The sequence below is a fragment of the Pseudomonas fildesensis genome, from assembly GCF_001050345.1.
GTDB classification, from domain to species: Bacteria; Pseudomonadota; Gammaproteobacteria; order Pseudomonadales; family Pseudomonadaceae; genus Aquipseudomonas; species Aquipseudomonas fildesensis.
On the sequence record NZ_LFMW01000001.1, the window covers coordinates 268,191 to 284,494 of the forward strand.

At 61.6% G+C, this 16,304-nt stretch carries 15 protein-coding genes and 1 pseudogene; 8 read left to right on the top strand and 8 right to left on the bottom strand.

Going from position 1 to position 16,304, the window contains the following annotated elements:
• Nucleotides 1-6 precede the first annotated feature (6 nt).
• Nucleotides 7-495, top strand: a complete 489-nt coding sequence (locus ACR52_RS01360; protein ID WP_048719647.1) for a DMT family transporter — start codon at nucleotides 7-9, stop codon at nucleotides 493-495.
• Between the two features lie 20 nt (nucleotides 496-515).
• Here ACR52_RS01360 and ACR52_RS01365 read toward each other — a convergent pair whose 3' ends face one another.
• Complete coding sequence (locus tag ACR52_RS01365; RefSeq protein WP_048719649.1) at nucleotides 516-1,190, bottom strand: NAD(P)H-binding protein; 675 nt, start codon at nucleotides 1,188-1,190, stop codon at nucleotides 516-518.
• A 234-nt stretch (nucleotides 1,191-1,424) separates the two neighbouring features.
• Here ACR52_RS01365 and ACR52_RS28995 point away from each other — a divergent pair.
• Nucleotides 1,425-1,661, top strand: a pseudogene (locus tag ACR52_RS28995) (hypothetical protein); the annotation flags it as partial.
• On the opposite strand, the gene yiaY reads toward ACR52_RS28995, so the two are convergent.
• The gene (gene yiaY / locus ACR52_RS01375; protein ID WP_048719653.1) at nucleotides 1,628-2,776 is read right to left on the bottom strand and encodes an L-threonine dehydrogenase; all 1,149 of its coding nucleotides are present in this window, start codon (nucleotides 2,774-2,776) and stop codon (nucleotides 1,628-1,630) included. The pseudogene ACR52_RS28995 and the gene yiaY sit on opposite strands and share 34 nt — an antisense overlap.
• A 123-nt stretch (nucleotides 2,777-2,899) precedes the next feature.
• On the opposite strand from yiaY, the gene ACR52_RS01380 reads away from it, so the two are divergent.
• From ACR52_RS01380 to ACR52_RS01395, 4 genes are all read left to right on the top strand, one after another.
• A complete protein-coding gene (locus tag ACR52_RS01380) occupies nucleotides 2,900-3,916 on the top strand; it encodes a DUF4917 family protein (RefSeq protein ID WP_048719654.1) in 1,017 nt (338 codons plus the stop codon).
• Between the two features lie 201 nt (nucleotides 3,917-4,117).
• Nucleotides 4,118-4,657 carry an RNA polymerase sigma factor gene (locus tag ACR52_RS01385; RefSeq protein ID WP_048719657.1) on the top strand — a complete coding sequence of 180 codons (540 nt, stop codon included), beginning with the start codon at nucleotides 4,118-4,120 and terminating at the stop codon, nucleotides 4,655-4,657.
• Nucleotides 4,654-5,622, top strand: a complete 969-nt coding sequence (locus tag ACR52_RS01390; RefSeq protein WP_048719659.1) for a FecR family protein — start codon at nucleotides 4,654-4,656, stop codon at nucleotides 5,620-5,622. Before ACR52_RS01385 ends, ACR52_RS01390 begins: the two co-directional genes overlap by 4 nt.
• 127 nt (nucleotides 5,623-5,749) lie before the next feature.
• Nucleotides 5,750-8,308: a TonB-dependent receptor gene (locus ACR52_RS01395; protein WP_048719662.1), complete on the top strand. Its 2,559-nt coding sequence runs from the start codon at nucleotides 5,750-5,752 to the stop codon at nucleotides 8,306-8,308.
• A 1-nt stretch (nucleotide 8,309) separates the two neighbouring features.
• On the opposite strand, the gene ACR52_RS01400 is transcribed toward ACR52_RS01395, so the two are convergent.
• A complete protein-coding gene (locus ACR52_RS01400; RefSeq protein WP_048719664.1) occupies nucleotides 8,310-8,609 on the bottom strand; it encodes a ribbon-helix-helix domain-containing protein in 300 nt (99 codons plus the stop codon).
• Between the two features lie 18 nt (nucleotides 8,610-8,627).
• Nucleotides 8,628-9,209 carry a DJ-1/PfpI family protein gene (locus ACR52_RS01405; protein ID WP_048719667.1) on the bottom strand — a complete coding sequence of 194 codons (582 nt, stop codon included), beginning with the start codon at nucleotides 9,207-9,209 and terminating at the stop codon, nucleotides 8,628-8,630.
• Between the two features lie 189 nt (nucleotides 9,210-9,398).
• Here ACR52_RS01405 and ACR52_RS01410 point away from each other — a divergent pair, with 189 nt between their 5' ends.
• On the top strand, nucleotides 9,399-10,307 hold the full coding sequence (locus ACR52_RS01410) for a DMT family transporter (protein WP_048719669.1): 909 nt from the start codon (nucleotides 9,399-9,401) through the stop codon (nucleotides 10,305-10,307).
• Here ACR52_RS01410 and ACR52_RS01415 read toward each other — a convergent pair.
• The 4 genes from ACR52_RS01415 to ACR52_RS01430 all read right to left on the bottom strand — a co-directional run bounded on the left by ACR52_RS01415 (nucleotide 10,295) and on the right by ACR52_RS01430 (nucleotide 13,769).
• Complete coding sequence (locus ACR52_RS01415; protein WP_048719671.1) at nucleotides 10,295-11,512, bottom strand: class I SAM-dependent methyltransferase; 1,218 nt, start codon at nucleotides 11,510-11,512, stop codon at nucleotides 10,295-10,297. The genes ACR52_RS01410 and ACR52_RS01415 overlap by 13 nt on opposite strands.
• A gap of 249 nt (nucleotides 11,513-11,761) precedes the next feature.
• Complete coding sequence (locus tag ACR52_RS01420; RefSeq protein WP_048719673.1) at nucleotides 11,762-12,379, bottom strand: TPM domain-containing protein; 618 nt, start codon at nucleotides 12,377-12,379, stop codon at nucleotides 11,762-11,764.
• 31 nt (nucleotides 12,380-12,410) lie between these two features.
• Nucleotides 12,411-13,139 (bottom strand): TPM domain-containing protein, encoded by a 729-nt coding sequence (locus ACR52_RS31490; protein WP_048719674.1) that lies wholly within the window; start codon nucleotides 13,137-13,139, stop codon nucleotides 12,411-12,413.
• Nucleotides 13,140-13,157: 18 nt separating this feature from the next.
• Nucleotides 13,158-13,769, bottom strand: a complete 612-nt coding sequence (locus ACR52_RS01430; RefSeq protein ID WP_048719676.1) for a LemA family protein — start codon at nucleotides 13,767-13,769, stop codon at nucleotides 13,158-13,160.
• Between the two features lie 241 nt (nucleotides 13,770-14,010).
• Here ACR52_RS01430 and bglX point away from each other — a divergent pair, with 241 nt between their 5' ends.
• Nucleotides 14,011-16,302: a beta-glucosidase BglX gene (gene bglX, locus ACR52_RS01435; RefSeq protein ID WP_048719678.1), complete on the top strand. Its 2,292-nt coding sequence runs from the start codon at nucleotides 14,011-14,013 to the stop codon at nucleotides 16,300-16,302.
• Nucleotides 16,303-16,304 lie beyond the last annotated feature (2 nt).

The following is a 16,304-nucleotide window of genomic DNA, read 5'->3' on the forward strand; positions in this document are numbered from 1 at the left end:
TTCGAGATGACGACGCTGCATTGGACGGGTGTGTTGCTGTTGGCGGTGATCGCCGGGGCCGTGGTGCCGTTTCAAAGTGCGATCAATGCCAACCTCGGGCGCGGGCTCGGCCACCCGTTGTGGGCCACCCTGGCGTCGCTGCTGGTAAGCATTATCGTACTGCTGCCGGTGATCATCGCACTGCGCCTGCCGTTGCCGAGCCTGGCGTTCATCACCAAGGCGCCGCTGTGGATGTGGGCCGGCGGTGCGTTTGGCGTGTGCTTTATCTCGCTGGCGCTGATGCTGCTGCCCAAGCTGGGCGCCTCAGGGTTTATTGCCTTGGCCATGGCCGGGCAGATTCTCGCCTCGCTGGCACTCGACCACTTCGGCCTGTTCGGTCTGGTGGAGCGCCAACTGACAACGCCTCGTGTGCTGGGAGCATTGCTGTTGATTGGCGGCGTGGCGTTGATTCAGTTCAGCGCCACACCGGCCCGCGCACTGGCAACGGCGGGCTAATCAGCCGTAGTCCACTGGGTTCAGTGTTTGTCAGAGGCCAGGCGATTGATCTCCGCCTGCTCGACCACCGGCTGCGGTACACCGTTACGCACCGCCGCCAACATCGCCCGGCCAACGGTTTCGGTGCTGACCACCCAGCCCGGCTTTATACGACGCACAACCGTGAGCAAAGGCCCGAGCACGCTATAGAACGATTGGTACAACGGCGTCTTCGAGCGCACGCCATGCAGCGGCTGAATCACCCCTGGCCGAAACAGATACACCGCCTTGAACGGCAGGCGCAGCAACGCGTTTTCGGTCTTGCCCTTGATCCGCGCCCACATCGATTTACCCGCCTCGGAACTGTCGGTACCGGCGCCGGACACGTAGATAAACGTCATTTGCGGATTGAGCCGTGCCAGGGTGCTGGCGGCGAGGAGCGTCAGGTCGTAGGTCAGGTGGGTGTACCGGGTTTCGTTCATGCCCGCCGACGAAACACCAAGGCAGAAGAAACACGCATCAAAACCTTGCAACAAATTTTCCAGCGGTTGGAAATCCAGCATGTCGCTGTGCAACACCTGATGCAGCTTGCCGTGTTCCTGGGTCAGCGGCGTGCGGCCGACGGCGACAACTTCCTGCACGTCAGCGGCCAACAGGCACTCGCGCAGAACGCCCTGGCCGACCATGCCGGTGGCACCGAATAACAAGACTCTCATGAGGTTTTACCTTCAATGGCCAGCAACATGCGGCTCGCTAAAGACAAATACACTAACAGCTTGTAGCGTGCCGCCAGTAGCTTAGCGCCCAAATAGGAAATGCCTGCCCTTGAAAAGCACCACAACCCTGGCCCTGGCGTGCAGCGCAGCCTTCCTCGCCCAGGTCGGTATCAGCAGTTATTTGCCCGCTGCACCTGCCATCGCCCAGTCCCTGCCCGCCGCCATGGCTGGCTGGGCTGGCTGGGCTGGCCGATCAGTGGCGCCTATCTGGCGGGGGCGTTGATGGTCAATCGCTTCGTGGCGCGCACGGGCCGGTTGACGATGATGAGCTGGGGCGTGGCGAGCCTGCTGGTGAGTCAGCAGGCGTGGCCGTTGGCGCTGTTATGTGTGGCTTTGGCGGGCGGCGCGTACGTGTGCGTCGCCCGATGCAGGACGGATCAGAACGCGCTGCGAAAGATCTCTTCAATCTGACGCTGATCGGCCCGCCGTGGGTTAGTCAAGCCACACGCATCCTTCAGCGCATTGGTGGCCAGCAGGGGGATGTCCTGCAACTTGGCGCCCAGTTCACGCAGGCCGGCGGGAATTTCAACGTCCTGGGACAGCGTGCGAATAGCGACGATGGCCGCCTGGGCGCCCTCTTCCGCAGAGGTGCCCTTGATGTCGGCGCCCAAAGCGCGGGCCACATCGCTCAACCGTTTGGCACACACGCTGGCGTTGAAGCTTTGCACATGGGGCAGCAGCACCGCGTTGCACACGCCGTGGGGCAAGTCGTACAAGCCGCCCAATTGGTGGGCCATGGCATGCACGAACCCCAGGGATGCATTGTTGAACGCCATCCCCGCGAGGAACTGCGCATACGCCATGTTTTCCCGCGCGGCTTTGTCGGTGCCGTCGCGTACCGCCAGGCGCAGGTTGGCGCTGATCAGTTCGATGGCCTTGATCGCGCAAGCGTCGGTAATCGGGTTGGCGGCGGTGGACACGTAGGCTTCGATGGCGTGGGTCAGGGCGTCCATGCCGGTGGCGGCGGTGAGGCCCTTGGGCATGCCGACCATCAGCGACGGGTCGTTGACCGACATCAGCGGTGTGACGTTGCGGTCGACGATGGCCATTTTCACGTGACGGGTTTCGTCGGTGATAATGCAGAACCGGGTCATCTCGCTGGCGGTGCCGGCGGTGGTATTGATGGCCACCAATGGCAGTTGCGGTTTGCTCGATTGGTCGACGCCTTCGTAGTCGCCGATATGCCCGCCGTTGGTAGCGCACAGCGCGATGCCCTTGGCGCAGTCATGGGGCGAGCCGCCGCCCAGGGACACCACAAAATCACAGGCGCTCTGTTGCAGCAGCGCCAGGCCTTTCTCGACGTTTTCCACATTGGGGTTGGGCTTGGCGCCGTCGTAGATCACCGAGTTGATGTCCTGCATCGCCAGTTTCTCGGCGATCATGCTGGCCACGCCCGCCTTGGCCAAGCCGGCGTCGGTGACGATCAACGCCTTGCGAAAACCGTAGTTGCGGATGGCAACCATCGCTTCGTCGAGGCAGTCGGTGCCCATGATGTTGACGGCGGGAATAAAGAAGGTGCTGCTCATGGCGAATCCTCATAGGCGTTATACCTACAGAATCAACCTACATTGCACGTCGCATCTTGATCAGGATCAACGCCCGCTCGTGATAAAGTCGCCGTCCAGCCGATTTCGAGTAGACCCGCCGCAATGAAGGATTTCCAGGATATTGACGCCCACCTTGAAGACTGGAGCGCGTTGCGCAGCGCCATCGACTTCAGCGGGATTCTGATCGGCAACGGCGCCAGCCGGACTATTTGGGAAGACTTTGCCTACGACTCGCTGTTCGAAAACGCGCGCACCGTCGAAGAAAAACCCCTGAGCCAATCCGAACTCAGCGTGTTCGACGCGCTGCAAACCCGCAGCTTCGAACAGGCGCTGGGCGCGCTGAAGACCACCAGCCGGGTCAACAAGGCGCTGGCGGTCAGCTCGGCGGCGCCGCGCAATCGCTACTACGCGATCAAGGAAGCGCTGATCAACACCATTCACACCGTGCACATCCCGTGGCGCCTGGTGCAACCGTCGACACTGGCGACGATCAATGCAGAACTGGCCAACTACTCCAGCGTATTCACCAGCAATTACGACCTGCTCAACTACTGGGCGATCCTGCACACGCCGGGCATCGACGACCTGTTCCGCAGCGCCGACTCAAGCTTCGACCTGCGCAACACCCGCACCGACGCCACGCGCATCCTCTACCTGCACGGCGGGCTGCACCTGGTGCGCAACCTCGACGGCACGGCGCGCAAATTGCCCACCACCGACAGCACCTTGCTCAGCAGTTTTGCAATCAACAACACCATCAAGACCCTCGATGACGTGCCGTTGTTTGTCAGCGAAGGCAAGGTGGAAGAGAAGCTCAAAACCATCCGCAGTTCGGATTACCTGTCGTTCTGCTATGAGCAACTGCTGACCCATCAGGGCGCGCTGTGCATCTTCGGCCATGGCCTGGGGCCGCAGGACAATCACCTGGTGGACGCGATTCGCCAGGCCAAACCGAGCACCCTGGCGATCTCGGTGTCGGGGCGCAGCGACGGGTTTATCCGCCAGCAGAAGCGCCGGTATTCGGAGTTGTTTGAAGGCACTGGGGTAGAGTTGCGGTTCTTCGCTGCCCGCACCCATGCACTGGGCAATTCGGCATTGTCGGTGCCGGTCGAACGCTGACTTCCTGAACACAGCTCCCACACTGACTAATGCCAGTCAGTTAAGGGGGCGCACTGGACTTGTGGCGAGGGCGCTTGTCGGATCGTTGCACCGCCCCTCCCACACGTTGACCGAGTACGCGCTTTACATAGAGACAAATGGCAATAATTCTCGATATCATTCACGACTTTTCCACGTCGTGCTTCGTCAAGAAGGATATCCATGTCTCGTCCCAAGCCCGACCCGTTGTCGGCCGATGCCTTTCGCGGGTTCTATGCAGATATTCTGTATTTCCTGCGCAAACGCACGGACAACGCCAGCGACGCGGCAGACATGACTCAGGATGTCTTTACCCAATGGCTGGACTACCGCGACCGGGCGAAGGTCGAGCAGCCACGGGCGTTTCTGTTCCAGATGGCGCGCAATCTGCTGCGCGACCACTGGCGCAAACAGAAGGTACGGCAGAACGTCCACGCTGATCAGGCCGACATGGACGCCGAGCCGGTCACTAATGAGCAAAACGACCCCATGGCCGCAGCGCTTCGCATGCAACGCCTGGAACAGTTGAAAGAAGTCCTCGCCGAACTCTCGCCCCGCAGGCGAGAAGCCCTTATGCTGCACCGCTTCGAAGGCTTGAGCCAGGCGCAGATCGCCGAGCGCATGGGCATTTCTACCAGCATGGTGGAAAAGCACATCGCTTTTGCCCTGCTGCATTGCAAGCGACGCCTTCAACCCGACCCCGGCACGGAGCAGCCAGAATGAACCGCCTGAGCGACATCGACGCCCTGGACATCGAAGCGAGCGACTCCATCGATGCCCAAGCCGCCAGCTGGTTTGCACGCAACCGCAACGACGCGACCCGTGCCGACCGCAAGGCCTTCGCCGCCTGGCAGGCCGAGCCCGCCCATGCCCGCGCCTATGCCGAATTCGAACAGCTGTGGGCCGACCTGGCCCAGTTGCAGCAACTGAACAAACCCGTGCCGTTGCCCCAGCGCAGACCCGCGATCTGGCGCCCCGCCCTGGCCGTGGCCGCCGCCTTGCTCTGCGCGGTGCTGGCGACGCATATCGGCGCGCCCCGCGAGCTGTATCACACGCAGGTCGCGGCCCATGCCAAAGGCATGCGCACGCTCAACCTGCCCGATGGCAGCACCGTTTATGTGAATGCCAACACCCGGCTGCGTGTGGACTTCACCGCGCACCAACGCATCATCCATCTGGACAAGGGCCAGCTGTACATCGAAGTGGCCGCCGACAAGGAACGGCCGCTCTACGTGCAAGCCGGCGAGGCGAATGTGCGGGTGGTGGGCACCGGTTTTGATGTGCGCCGCAGCCAGCAGCAGTTGGTGGTCAGCGTTGCCCATGGCCAGGTGGCATTCGAGCCGGCCCCCAAAACCCCGGCGACCCTGCTCGGTGCCCAGCAACGCGCCACCTACAGCTACGCCAAAGGCACGTTGCAGCAGCAAACCCTCACCGCCGAAGAAGTCGCCGATTGGCGCAGCGGGCACTTGTCGTTTCGCAATCGCGAACTGGCCAGCCTGATCGATGAACTGAGTCTTTACCGCCCCCAGGCTCCGCTGCAGGTCAGCAGTTCGGTGGCGCAATTGAAGGTGTCGGGCAACCTTGATGTGAATGATCCCGACGCTCTGCTCAACGCCCTGCCCGCCCTGTTGCCGGTGAAAACCGTGACCTCGGCCGATGGCGTGGTCAGAATAGAATCCAGCAAATAAACCCCAAGCGCCACATATGAGAATATTTTGCATTCGCATGTGTGGATTTTTTTGCCTGCCCCGTCTTCCTCCTGACTGTGTTTGATACGCACACCTTTTTGGCTATTTAGCCACCCCGGGGGATTTCATGTTTCGCGCGCCTTGCCACGCTTCGCATCTGTTTCTTCGACCCACGCTCATTGCTACGTGCCTGGCCTTCAGCGTCAGCGCCCAGGCCGAGTCGTTCAAGCTGCAACTGCCCGCCCAGTTGCTGGCCACGTCCCTGAGCCAAGTGGCGCAGCAGGCAAAAATCCAACTGCTGTTCGATGAAACACTGCTCAAGAACGTCCAGGCACCGGCGCTCAACGGTGATTTCACCCCGGAAGTGGCGATCCGCAACCTCCTGCAAAATGGCGAGTTCACCCTGATCAAGGTTGGCAGCACCTACGTTGTGCGCCCCGATGAGGGCAAGACCACGCACAGCGGCGCGATTCAGTTGGAAACCCTCAGCGTGATCGGCACCGGTACCGAGGTCGACTCCAGCACCGTAGGCCGTTCCACCCTGAGCCAGGCCGACATCGACCGCTACCAGGCCAACAACATCCCCAGCCTGCTGCAGACCCTGCCCGGCGTCAGCCAGGGCGGCTCGCTGAAACCCGGTGGCCAGACCATCAACATTCGCGGGTTCGGCGATGCCGAAGACGTTCCGCTGACCGTCGACGGCGCCACCAAGAGCGGCTTCGAGCGCTACCAGCAAGGCACCGTGTTCATCGAGCCCGAGCTGATCAAAAGCATCGAGGTGGAGAAAGGCCCCAACTCGCCCTTCACCGGCAACGGCGGTTTTGGCGGCACGGTGAACATGACCACCAAGGATGCCCCGGACCTGCTCAAGGACGGCCGCAACAGCGGCGCGATGCTCAAATATGGTTACTCCAGCAACGACCACGAACAGGTCTACAGCGGCGCCGTGTATGGCCGCACCGACGATGGCCGGTTCGATGCACTGGCGTACCTGACCCAGCGCGACGGCGGCGACATGAAAGTGGCCGCCAAACTGCCCAACGAAAACAACCAATACCCGATCAACCCCCAGCGCCTGCCGAATACCGCGCAAGATGTGGACGGCAAGCTGTTCAAGGTCAATGCACACATCACCGATGAGCACAGTGTGGGCCTGTCTTACTCGCGCTCCCACAGCAATCGCTGGACGCCGTTTTCCGCCGCGAGCTACCCGACGCCGCCGACCCAGACCAACATCGACCGCTACGGCTACGAAGGTGCGCTTAAGCGTTTTCTAGCCAACCGCGACACCGTCGACACCACTTGGTCGGGCAAGTATGAATACCAGCCCCTGGACAACCCGCTGGTGGACCTGACCGTCAAGTACTCGCAGTCCAATACCGACCAGACCGACGAGCGTGACGCCACGGCGTTTTTCCAGCTGGCCAGCGGCGGGCGCAAGATGGACACGTCCTACACCGACAAGAACCTCGACATCCGCAACGTCAGCCTGTTTGACACCGGCCCATTGCAGCATGCAGTGACACTCGGTGGGCAGATCCGCAAGCACATTCGCGAAACCGAGATGTGGATGCCCGGTGCCACCTACAACACCGCGCGCTACAACTACGGGCATTTCCAGCCGGGCTTCATGCCCCACGGCAAGGTCGATACCAACAGCTTCTTTATCCAGGATGCAGTGACGGTTGGCGACGTGACCATCACCCCGTCCCTGCGCTACGACCATGTGCGCAACCGTGGCGAGGCCAACGATGCGCCGTACTACAGCAACCCCGATCCGGCCATCGGCCATGACTACAGCGACCGCACCTACACCGGTTGGTCGCCGCGCCTGGCGCTGTTCTGGACCGTCACCCCGAACGTCGGACTGTTCGCCAACTGGAGCCAGACCTGGCGCGCGCCGGTCATCGACGAGCAGTACGAAGTACAAGGCCTGGGCAGCCGTACCGCCACCAGCGTCGATCTCGACCCGGAACGCATCACGTCGATCACCGTGGGTAACATCACCAGCTTCGACAACCTGATCGCCCAGGACGACAACCTGCAGGTGCGCACCACCCTGTTCCACAACAAAGTCGAAGACGAAATTTTCAAGGCAACCGGCGTCGGCTGCCAGAACCAGGCCGTCAACGGCGGCACCATTTCCACCGCCTGCCCGCCAGGCGCGATGTCCAACTACCGCAACATTGGCGGCCTGACCATCAAAGGCTTCGAGGTCGAGTCTTTCTATAACTCGACCTACCTGTTTGGCTCCGTGTCGTTCGCCTACGCCACCGGCCAACACGAAGGTGCCTACACCAACCCTTGGGGGCCGGACGTATCGGCGCGTGATATTCCGCCAACCAAATGGGTGCTGGTGCTGGGTACCAACATTCCGGCCTGGGATGCCCAAGTGGGCTGGATGGGGCAGTTCGTCGGCGCGACCGACCGCCTGCCCAGCGACAAATACTCCGGCGGCCCGGGCTCCAGCGTCGGCGACTTGTTCTACGACCAGTACGGCAACAAGCGCTACAACACCCAGGGCTTGTTCGCCAAATGGAAGCCGCAGCAGGCTTACCTGAAAGGCACCGAGGTCAACTTCACGCTGGACAACATGTTCAACAACAACTTCCGTCCGGCCCTGAGCGGCGACCGTGCCTACACCAAGGGGCGGGATGCGAAGATCAGCGTGACGCGGTTCTTCTAACCTAGCGGTTGCGCACCAGGCTCAACTCCGCCGCCGGTACCCGCTGCTTGCTCAAGTAGCGGGTACAGCTGACGCGCAGGAACGACGCAAAATTCACCACCTCGCCGCGGTAGTCCATGACTTCCTCGTACAGCTTGGTGATCAGTTGATTGGTGGTCATGCCATCCACACTGGCGATCTCGCTGAGGATGTCCCAGAACTGGTTCTCCAGGCGCAAGGTGGTGACGACGCCGCAGATGCGCAGGGAGCGCGAGCGCGATTCGTAGAGAATCGGGTCGGCCTTGACGTACAGCTCGCACATGGCGATGACCTCCGTTGCTTACAGGGTGATTTGGGTACCCAGCAGGCTGAGGAACCCTGCCAGCCAACCGGGATGCGCCGGCCAGGCCGGAGCCGTCACCAGATTGCCTTGAACGTGGCTGTGGGTCACTGGGATATCGATGAACGAGCCGCCCGCCAATCGTACTTCGGGGGCGCAAGCCGGGTAGGCACTGCACTCGCGGCCTTCAAGGATACCGGCGGCGGCCAGCAGTTGCGCGCCATGGCACACGGCGGCGATGGGCTTGCCCGCTTCATCGAAGGAGCGTACCAGTTGCAGGACCTTTTCATTCAGGCGCAGGTATTCCGGCGCACGGCCGCCGGGCACCAGGAGCGCGTCGTAATCGGCAGCTTCGACGTCGGCGAAATCGGCATTCAGGGCGAACAGGTGACCGGGCTTTTCACTGTAGGTCTGGTCGCCTTCGAAATCGTGGATTGCCGTGCGCACGGTCTGGCCGGCGGTCTTGTCCGGGCACACCGCGTGCACGGTATGACCGACCATCAGCAACGCCTGGAACGGCACCATCACTTCATAGTCTTCGACGTAATCGCCGACCAGCATCAGGATTTTTTTCGCGGCCATGGGGGCATTCCTCCGGTTGAACGGTTGGGCAGACAAGAACAGCCACGATAGGCCTGCGTAGACGAGTCGGGTAATGCCCCGCTACTACAACTGTACGGATCAATCTGCGCCCAGCTGTAGGCCCCCGATTTTCGGGCGCTGTGGCTAGATGATCGACCACTTCCGGCCCTTTCGATTCTGGTCCCCGCCATGAGCTCGCGCGAAAACACCGGCATGGCCCTCGGCCTGCTGGGCGTCATCATCTTCAGCCTGACCCTGCCCTTCACCCGCATCGTGGTGCAGGAAATGCACCCGCTGCTCAATGGCCTTGGCCGTGCGTTGTTCGCGGCGATCCCGGCGGCGGCGCTGTTGCTGTGGCGCCGTGAGCGCTGGCCCACCTGGCGCCAGGTACGTGGGCTGTGCCTGGTGATCGCCGGCGTGATCCTTGGCTTCCCGGTGTTGTCGGCCTGGGCGATGCAAACCTTGCCGGCTTCCCATGGCGCAATGGTCAACGGTTTGCAGCCGTTGTGCGTGGCGCTGTATGCAGCCTGGCTGTCCCATGAGCGGCCGTCGAAAGCCTTCTGGGCCTGCGCCGCGCTGGGCAGTGCGTTGGTGCTCGGTTATGCGTTGATCACCGGGGCCGGCAGTATCCAGGCGGGTGATCTGTTGATGCTCGGCGCGATTGCCGTGGGTGGCCTGGGCTATGCCGAAGGCGGCCGTTTGGCCAAGGAGATGGGTGGCTGGCAGGTGATCTGCTGGGCGCTGGTGCTGTCGACACCGGTGCTAATCGGACCGGTGTGGTACCTGGCGGCGCAGCATCAAGGGGCGATTTCCATGCGCGCCTGGTGGGCGTTTGGTTATGTGTCGCTGTTCTCGCAGTTCCTGGGATTTTTTGCGTGGTACGCCGGGTTGGCCATGGGCGGCATTGCACGGGTCAGCCAGATTCAGCTGCTGCAGATATTTTTCACCATCGCGTTTTCGGCGCTGTTTTTTGGTGAACACATCGAGCCGATTACTTGGCTGTTTGCGTGCGGGGTAATCGTAACGGTCATGCTGGGGCGCAAGACGGCGGTGCAGCCTGCGCCAACTTCCTGTAGGAGCGGCGTTCAGTTCAGGTAGCCATCCGCGCGCAGCAAGGTTTCCAGGCAGTGCTCGGTGATGTGGTAGAACGCCTTCAGCGCCTGGATTTTCTCCAGCAATTGCGCGTTATCCAAAGGTTCGGTGCGCTTGACCGCCAGGATCATCTTGTTCTTGTTGGTGTGTTCCAGTGAGATGAACTCGAACACCTTGGTCTCGTAGCCGCACGCTTCAAGGAACAACGCACGCAGGCTGTCGGTGACCATTTCCGCCTGCTGGCCCAGGTGCAAACCGTATTGCAGCATCGGCTTGAGCAGCAGCGGGCTCTGGATCTGCAGGCGAATCTGTTTGTGGCAGCACGGCGAGCACATGATGATCGACGCCCCGGAGCGGATGCCGGTGTGGATCGCGTAATCGGTGGCAATGTCGCAGGCATGCAGCGCGATCATCACGTCCAGCTCACTCGGCGCCACACTGCGCACGTCACCGCACTTGAATACCAGCCCCGGGTGCTCCAGGCGCGCGGCGGCGGTGTTGCACAGCGTCACCATGTCTTCGCGCAGTTCAACGCCGGTGACCTCGCCCTCGGCCTTGAGGGTGTTGCGCAGGTAGTCGTGGATCGCGAACGTGAGGTAGCCCTTGCCCGAACCAAAATCGGCAACGCGCACCGGCTGATCCAGCTTCAGCGGTGACGAAGTCAGCGCATGACTGAACACTTCGATGAACTTGTTGATCTGCTTCCACTTGCGCGACATCGACGGGATCAGCGCCTGCTTGGCATCGGTCACGCCCAGGTCGGCGAGGAACGGCCGGTTCAGGTCGAGGAAGCGATTTTTCTCGCGGTTATGCGCAGCCGACGGTGCCTCACGCAGTTGCTGCGGCTGGCTTTTGAACAGCGAACTTTTGTTCTTCTTGCTGTACTCCAGCTGGGCTTCGTCGGTCAGCGAGAGCAAGTGCGCGTTTTTGAAGGCGCTCGGCAGCAGTTCGGCAATCGCCACCACGCCGTCCGCCACGGGGAAGTTCTTGGTGATGTCGCGGGTCTTGTAGCGGTAGACGAAGGACAGGCACGCCTGCTCCTTGACCGTCACCGGCTTGATGATCAGCCGCTGCAGCTCGGCTTCCTCACCGACGTACTTGGCCAGCACCAGCTTGATAAAGGCGTTCTGCGCGAGGCTTGCGCTCAACAGTTCGATGAACTGGGCATGATGATCCGGCGCAGGGCGGGCTGGTTGAGCGGTGACAGACATGAACAAAAACGCCTCGGGCTGGGAATGGCGGGCATTTTAGGCGGGATGGGGGTTAAGGGCACGGGGTTATTTGATCAACGGTCGACTCTACTACGCTGATCGTTCCCACGCTCTGCGTGGGAATGCCGCCAGGGACGCTCCGCGTCCCGAAGATGGCGCAAGGCTCTAGCCCTGCGCAAGGGTGACGCAGAGCGTCACAGAATGTATTCCCACGCGGAGCGTGGGAACGATCAGGCGATAGTGTTTGGGTTATTCGAGCACGACCAGGCGGTTGGGCAACTCATTGCGCGTCTGCGTCACTGGCACATGCTCCTTGAGCAATTCGCCGCAGGCTTCGATGCACGTAATAAACCCGGCCAACGTCTGCCCCTGCTTCACCTGCTGGGTAAACGTCTTGACGATCGCATCCCAACTGCTGTCGTCCAAACGTTTGGAAATCCCGTCATCCACCAGAATCTCCACATACCGCTCCGCCTCGCTGACAAAAATCAGCACCCCGGTACTGCCCAACGTGTGGTGCAGGTTTTGCTCCAGGAACTGCCGCCGCGCCAGGTTGGACGCGCGCCAGTGCCGTACCGAACGCGGGATCAAGCGCGTAGTGACCTTGGGCAGGCGAAACACCAGGCACAACACAATAAACGTCGCCCATTGCGCCAACAGCAAGGTGTACATGGTCAGGTAGCCGGAGAGGTAATGCACAATCCCCGGCACCACCAACGCAATCAGGCTGGCCCACAGCAGCGGGATGTAGGCGTAATCGTCAGCGCGGGCGGCCAGCACGGTCACCAGTTCGGCGTCGGTCTGTTGCTCGACCCGGGCGATCGCTTCGGCGACTTGGCGTTGCTCGTGTTCACTCAGTAATGCCATGGTTGTAGGTGCTCTTTTCCAGTTATTGTCATTACCAGCCGCCCGAGGCCCCGCCGCCACCGAAACCGCCACCGCCGCCCCGGAAACCACCGCCACCGCCGCCTCCCCCGCCGCCGCGACCGCTGCTGCTGAGAATCGCCAGCAGGATCGCGCCCACCGGCAGGCCCATGCGATGGCACAGCCACAACACGCCGATCAGCAGGATAAACAAGCCAATGGAAAACCCGGGATTCTCCTTGGCAAAATTCGCCTCCGCCACATGGGCCGGCACCGCCAGCGGCTCACCGCCCACCACCTGCAGCATCGCCGCCACGCCGTCGCTGATGCCCTGGCTGTAATTGCCGGCCTTGAACTTGGGTGCGATCACCTGGTTGATGATCACCCACGACTGCGCATCCGTCAGCACGCCTTCCAGGCCATAGCCAACTTCGATGCGCAATTTTCGCTCATCGCGGGCGACGATCAACAGCGCGCCGTTGTCCTTGCCCTTCTGGCCAATGCCCCACTGGCGGCCCAATTGATAACCGTAGTCTTCAATGGGCACACCCTGCAGGTCGGGCACAGTGACCACCACAATCTGGTCGCCGGACGTCTGCTCCAGCGCCTGCAATTGCTGGGTGAGCTGCTCGCGCACCGCCGGGTCGATCATCTGGGCGCTGTCCACCACCCGCCCGGTCAAGGCCGGGAAGGTCAGTGCCGCCTGGGCCACGCCCACGCAGGCCAGCAGGCACAGCGCCAGGCCTATCCGTAATAAACGCATCGACACCTCAATGCAGCCTTATTTGAACTTCACTTGCGGCGCTTTATCGGCATCGGCACTGGTCGCTTCAAACGTGGCGCGGATCGGCAAGTCGCTGTACATCACGGTGTGCCACAGGCGACCGGGGAAGGTGCGGATCTCGGTGTTGTAAGCCTGCACGGCCTGGATAAAGTCACGACGCGCCACGGCGATGCGGTTTTCCGTGCCTTCCAGCTGGGATTGCAGGGCCAGGAAGTTCTGGTTGGCCTTCAGGTCCGGGTAGCGCTCGGACACCACCATCAAGCGGCTGAGGGCGCCGCTCAAACCATCCTGGGCTTGCTGGAACTGCTTGAGTTTTTCCGGGTTGTCGAGGGTGCTGGCGTCGACCTGGATCGAAGTGGCCTTGGCCCGCGCTTCAATCACGGCGGTGAGGGTGTCTTGCTCATGGGCAGCGTAGCCCTTGACCACTTCCACCAGGTTGGGGATCAGGTCGGCGCGGCGTTGATACTGGTTCTGCACCTGGCCCCAGGCCGCTTTGGCCTGTTCATCCAGGGTCGGAATGTTATTGATGCCGCAACCGCTGAGCACGCTGCTGATCAATAGCAAAGCCGCGGCTTTCAAGCCCCAGCGGTAATTTTGTGCTGCTTGCATGGTGTTTCTCCTGCCCAAACTTGATGGAATTTGACGACTAACCCTATAAACCGCGCGCTTGGGGCATAATCCGCCACCACCACTGGAATGCATCGAGCCAATCAGCTAAAAGATGCCCAGCGCTAATAAGAGTTCAGAGTGTGCTGCATTTATCTGAACAACACCCGAACAACAATAGACGCTCCCCACATTTTGGCCGATCAGCGTAAAGCGCTGTGCAGTGAGCCGAAAAAGGATATTCATGAAAAAGCTGTGTTTGCTCGGCCTTGTTGCCACGCTGGCCACCCACCCCGTCTGGGCAGAAACAAAGCCTGCTGCGCTCAAGGACAAGGACGCGTTCGTCAGCGACCTGCTCAAGCAGATGACCCTCGATGAAAAGATCGGCCAATTGCGCCTGATCAGCATCGGCCCCGAGATGCCCCGCGAGCTGATCCGCAAGGAAATCGCCGCCGGCCGCATCGGCGGCACGTTCAACTCGATCACCCGCCCGGAAAACCGTCCGATGCAGGACGCGGCCATGCGCAGCCGGTTGAAGATCCCGATGTTCTTCGCCTATGACGTGATCCACGGCCACCGCACTATCTTCCCGATCAGCCTGGCACTGGCCTCCAGCTGGGACATGGACGCCATCGCCCGCTCCGGGCGCATCGCCGCCCAGGAAGCCGCCGCTGACAGCCTCGACATCACCTTTGCGCCGATGGTCGACATTTCCCGCGACCCGCGCTGGGGCCGCACCTCCGAAGGCTTCGGCGAAGACACGTATTTGGTCTCGCGAATTGCCGACGTGATGGTCAAGGCCTTCCAGGGCACCAGCGCCGCCAACGCCGACAGCCTCATGGCCAGCGTCAAGCATTTCGCCCTGTATGGCGCAGTGGAAGGTGGCCGCGACTACAACGTCGTCGACATGAGCCCGGTCAAGATGTACCAGGACTACCTGCCGCCCTACCACGCCGCGATCAAGGCCGGTGCCGGCGGCGTGATGGTGGCGCTCAACTCGATCAACGGTGTGCCCGCTACCGCCAACACCTGGCTGATGAACGACCTGCTGCGCAGAGACTGGGGCTTCAAGGGCCTGACCGTCAGCGACCACGGTGCGATCTTCGAGCTGATCAAGCACGGCGTGGCCAAGGACGGGCGTGAAGCCGCCAAGCTGGCGATCAAGGCCGGCATCGACATGAGCATGAACGACTCGCTGTACGGTAAGGAACTGCCGGGGCTGCTCAAGTCCGGCGAAATCGAGCAGAGCGACATCGACAACGCCGTGCGCGAAGTGCTCGGCGCCAAGTACGACATGGGCCTGTTCAAAGACCCGTACCTGCGTATCGGCAAGGCCGAGGATGACCCGGTCGACACCTACGCCGAGAACCGCCTGCACCGTGCCGAGGCCCGTGATGTGGCGCGCCGCAGCCTGGTGCTGCTGAAAAACCAGAACGCCACCCTGCCGCTGAAAAAATCCGCAACCATCGCCCTTGTCGGCCCACTGGCCAAGGCCCCCATCGACATGATGGGCAGCTGGGCCGCTGCCGGTAAGCCTGCGCAATCGGTCACCCTGCTAGACGGCTTGAACGCGGTGATTGGCGAAAAAGGCAAGATCATCTATGCCCGTGGCGCCAACATCACCGGTGACAAGGCCGTGGTCGACTACCTGAACTTCCTCAACTTCGATGCCCCGGAAGTGGTGGATGACACCCGCCCTGCCCAAGTGCTGATCGATGAAGCGGTCAAGGCCGCCAAGGATGCCGACGTGGTGGTCGCTGCCGTGGGTGAGTCCCGTGGCATGTCCCACGAATCATCCAGCCGCACCGACCTGAACCTCCCGCAAAGCCAGCGCGACCTGATCAAGGCCCTGAAAGCCACCGGCAAACCGCTGGTGCTGGTGCTGATGAACGGCCGTCCGCTGTCGATTCTCGACGAGAACCAACAGGCCGACGCGATCCTGGAAACCTGGTTCGCCGGCACCGAAGGCGGCAATGCCATCGCCGACGTGCTGTTCGGTGACTACAACCCATCGGGCAAGCTGCCGATCACCTTCCCACGTTCGGTGGGGCAAATTCCGACCTACTACAACCACCTGACCATCGGCCGGCCATTTACGCCGGGCAAGCCGGGCAACTACACCTCGCAGTACTTCGATGACACCACCGGGCCGCTGTTCCCGTTTGGCTATGGCCTGAGCTACACCACGTTCAGCGTGTCGGACATGGCGCTGTCGTCCACCACCCTGAACAAGACCGGCAAGCTCGACGCCAGCGTCACGCTGAAAAACACCGGCAAGGTGGACGGCGAAACCGTGGTGCAGCTCTATATCCAGGACGTAGCAGGCTCGATGATCCGCCCGATCAAAGAGCTGAAGAACTTCCAGAAAGTCATGCTCAAGGCGGGCGAAGAGCGCACGTTGCACTTCACCATTACCGAGGAGGATTTGAAGTTCTACAACACCCAGCTCAAGTTCGCAGCGGAACCGGGTGAGTTCAATGTGCAGATCGGGCTGGACTCCCAGGATGTGCAGCAGCAGACGTTTGAGCTGCTCTAACA

Excerpts from the sequence above, each read along its gene's own strand:
- ACR52_RS01360 (WP_048719647.1), top strand. The coding sequence starts at position 7 with ATGACGACGCTGCATTGGACGGGTGTGTTGCTGTTGGCGGTGATCGCC.
- ACR52_RS01365 (WP_048719649.1), bottom strand. The coding sequence starts at position 1,190 with ATGAGAGTCTTGTTATTCGGTGCCACCGGCATGGTCGGCCAGGGCGTT.
- yiaY (WP_048719653.1), bottom strand. The coding sequence starts at position 2,776 with ATGAGCAGCACCTTCTTTATTCCCGCCGTCAACATCATGGGCACCGAC.
- ACR52_RS01380 (WP_048719654.1), top strand. The coding sequence starts at position 2,900 with ATGAAGGATTTCCAGGATATTGACGCCCACCTTGAAGACTGGAGCGCG.
- ACR52_RS01385 (WP_048719657.1), top strand. The coding sequence starts at position 4,118 with ATGTCTCGTCCCAAGCCCGACCCGTTGTCGGCCGATGCCTTTCGCGGG.
- ACR52_RS01390 (WP_048719659.1), top strand. The coding sequence starts at position 4,654 with ATGAACCGCCTGAGCGACATCGACGCCCTGGACATCGAAGCGAGCGAC.
- ACR52_RS01395 (WP_048719662.1), top strand. The coding sequence starts at position 5,750 with ATGTTTCGCGCGCCTTGCCACGCTTCGCATCTGTTTCTTCGACCCACG.
- ACR52_RS01400 (WP_048719664.1), bottom strand. The coding sequence starts at position 8,609 with ATGTGCGAGCTGTACGTCAAGGCCGACCCGATTCTCTACGAATCGCGC.
- ACR52_RS01405 (WP_048719667.1), bottom strand. The coding sequence starts at position 9,209 with ATGGCCGCGAAAAAAATCCTGATGCTGGTCGGCGATTACGTCGAAGAC.
- ACR52_RS01410 (WP_048719669.1), top strand. The coding sequence starts at position 9,399 with ATGAGCTCGCGCGAAAACACCGGCATGGCCCTCGGCCTGCTGGGCGTC.
- ACR52_RS01415 (WP_048719671.1), bottom strand. The coding sequence starts at position 11,512 with ATGTCTGTCACCGCTCAACCAGCCCGCCCTGCGCCGGATCATCATGCC.
- ACR52_RS01420 (WP_048719673.1), bottom strand. The coding sequence starts at position 12,379 with ATGGCATTACTGAGTGAACACGAGCAACGCCAAGTCGCCGAAGCGATC.
- ACR52_RS31490 (WP_048719674.1), bottom strand. The coding sequence starts at position 13,139 with ATGCGTTTATTACGGATAGGCCTGGCGCTGTGCCTGCTGGCCTGCGTG.
- ACR52_RS01430 (WP_048719676.1), bottom strand. The coding sequence starts at position 13,769 with ATGCAAGCAGCACAAAATTACCGCTGGGGCTTGAAAGCCGCGGCTTTG.
- bglX (WP_048719678.1), top strand. The coding sequence starts at position 14,011 with ATGAAAAAGCTGTGTTTGCTCGGCCTTGTTGCCACGCTGGCCACCCAC.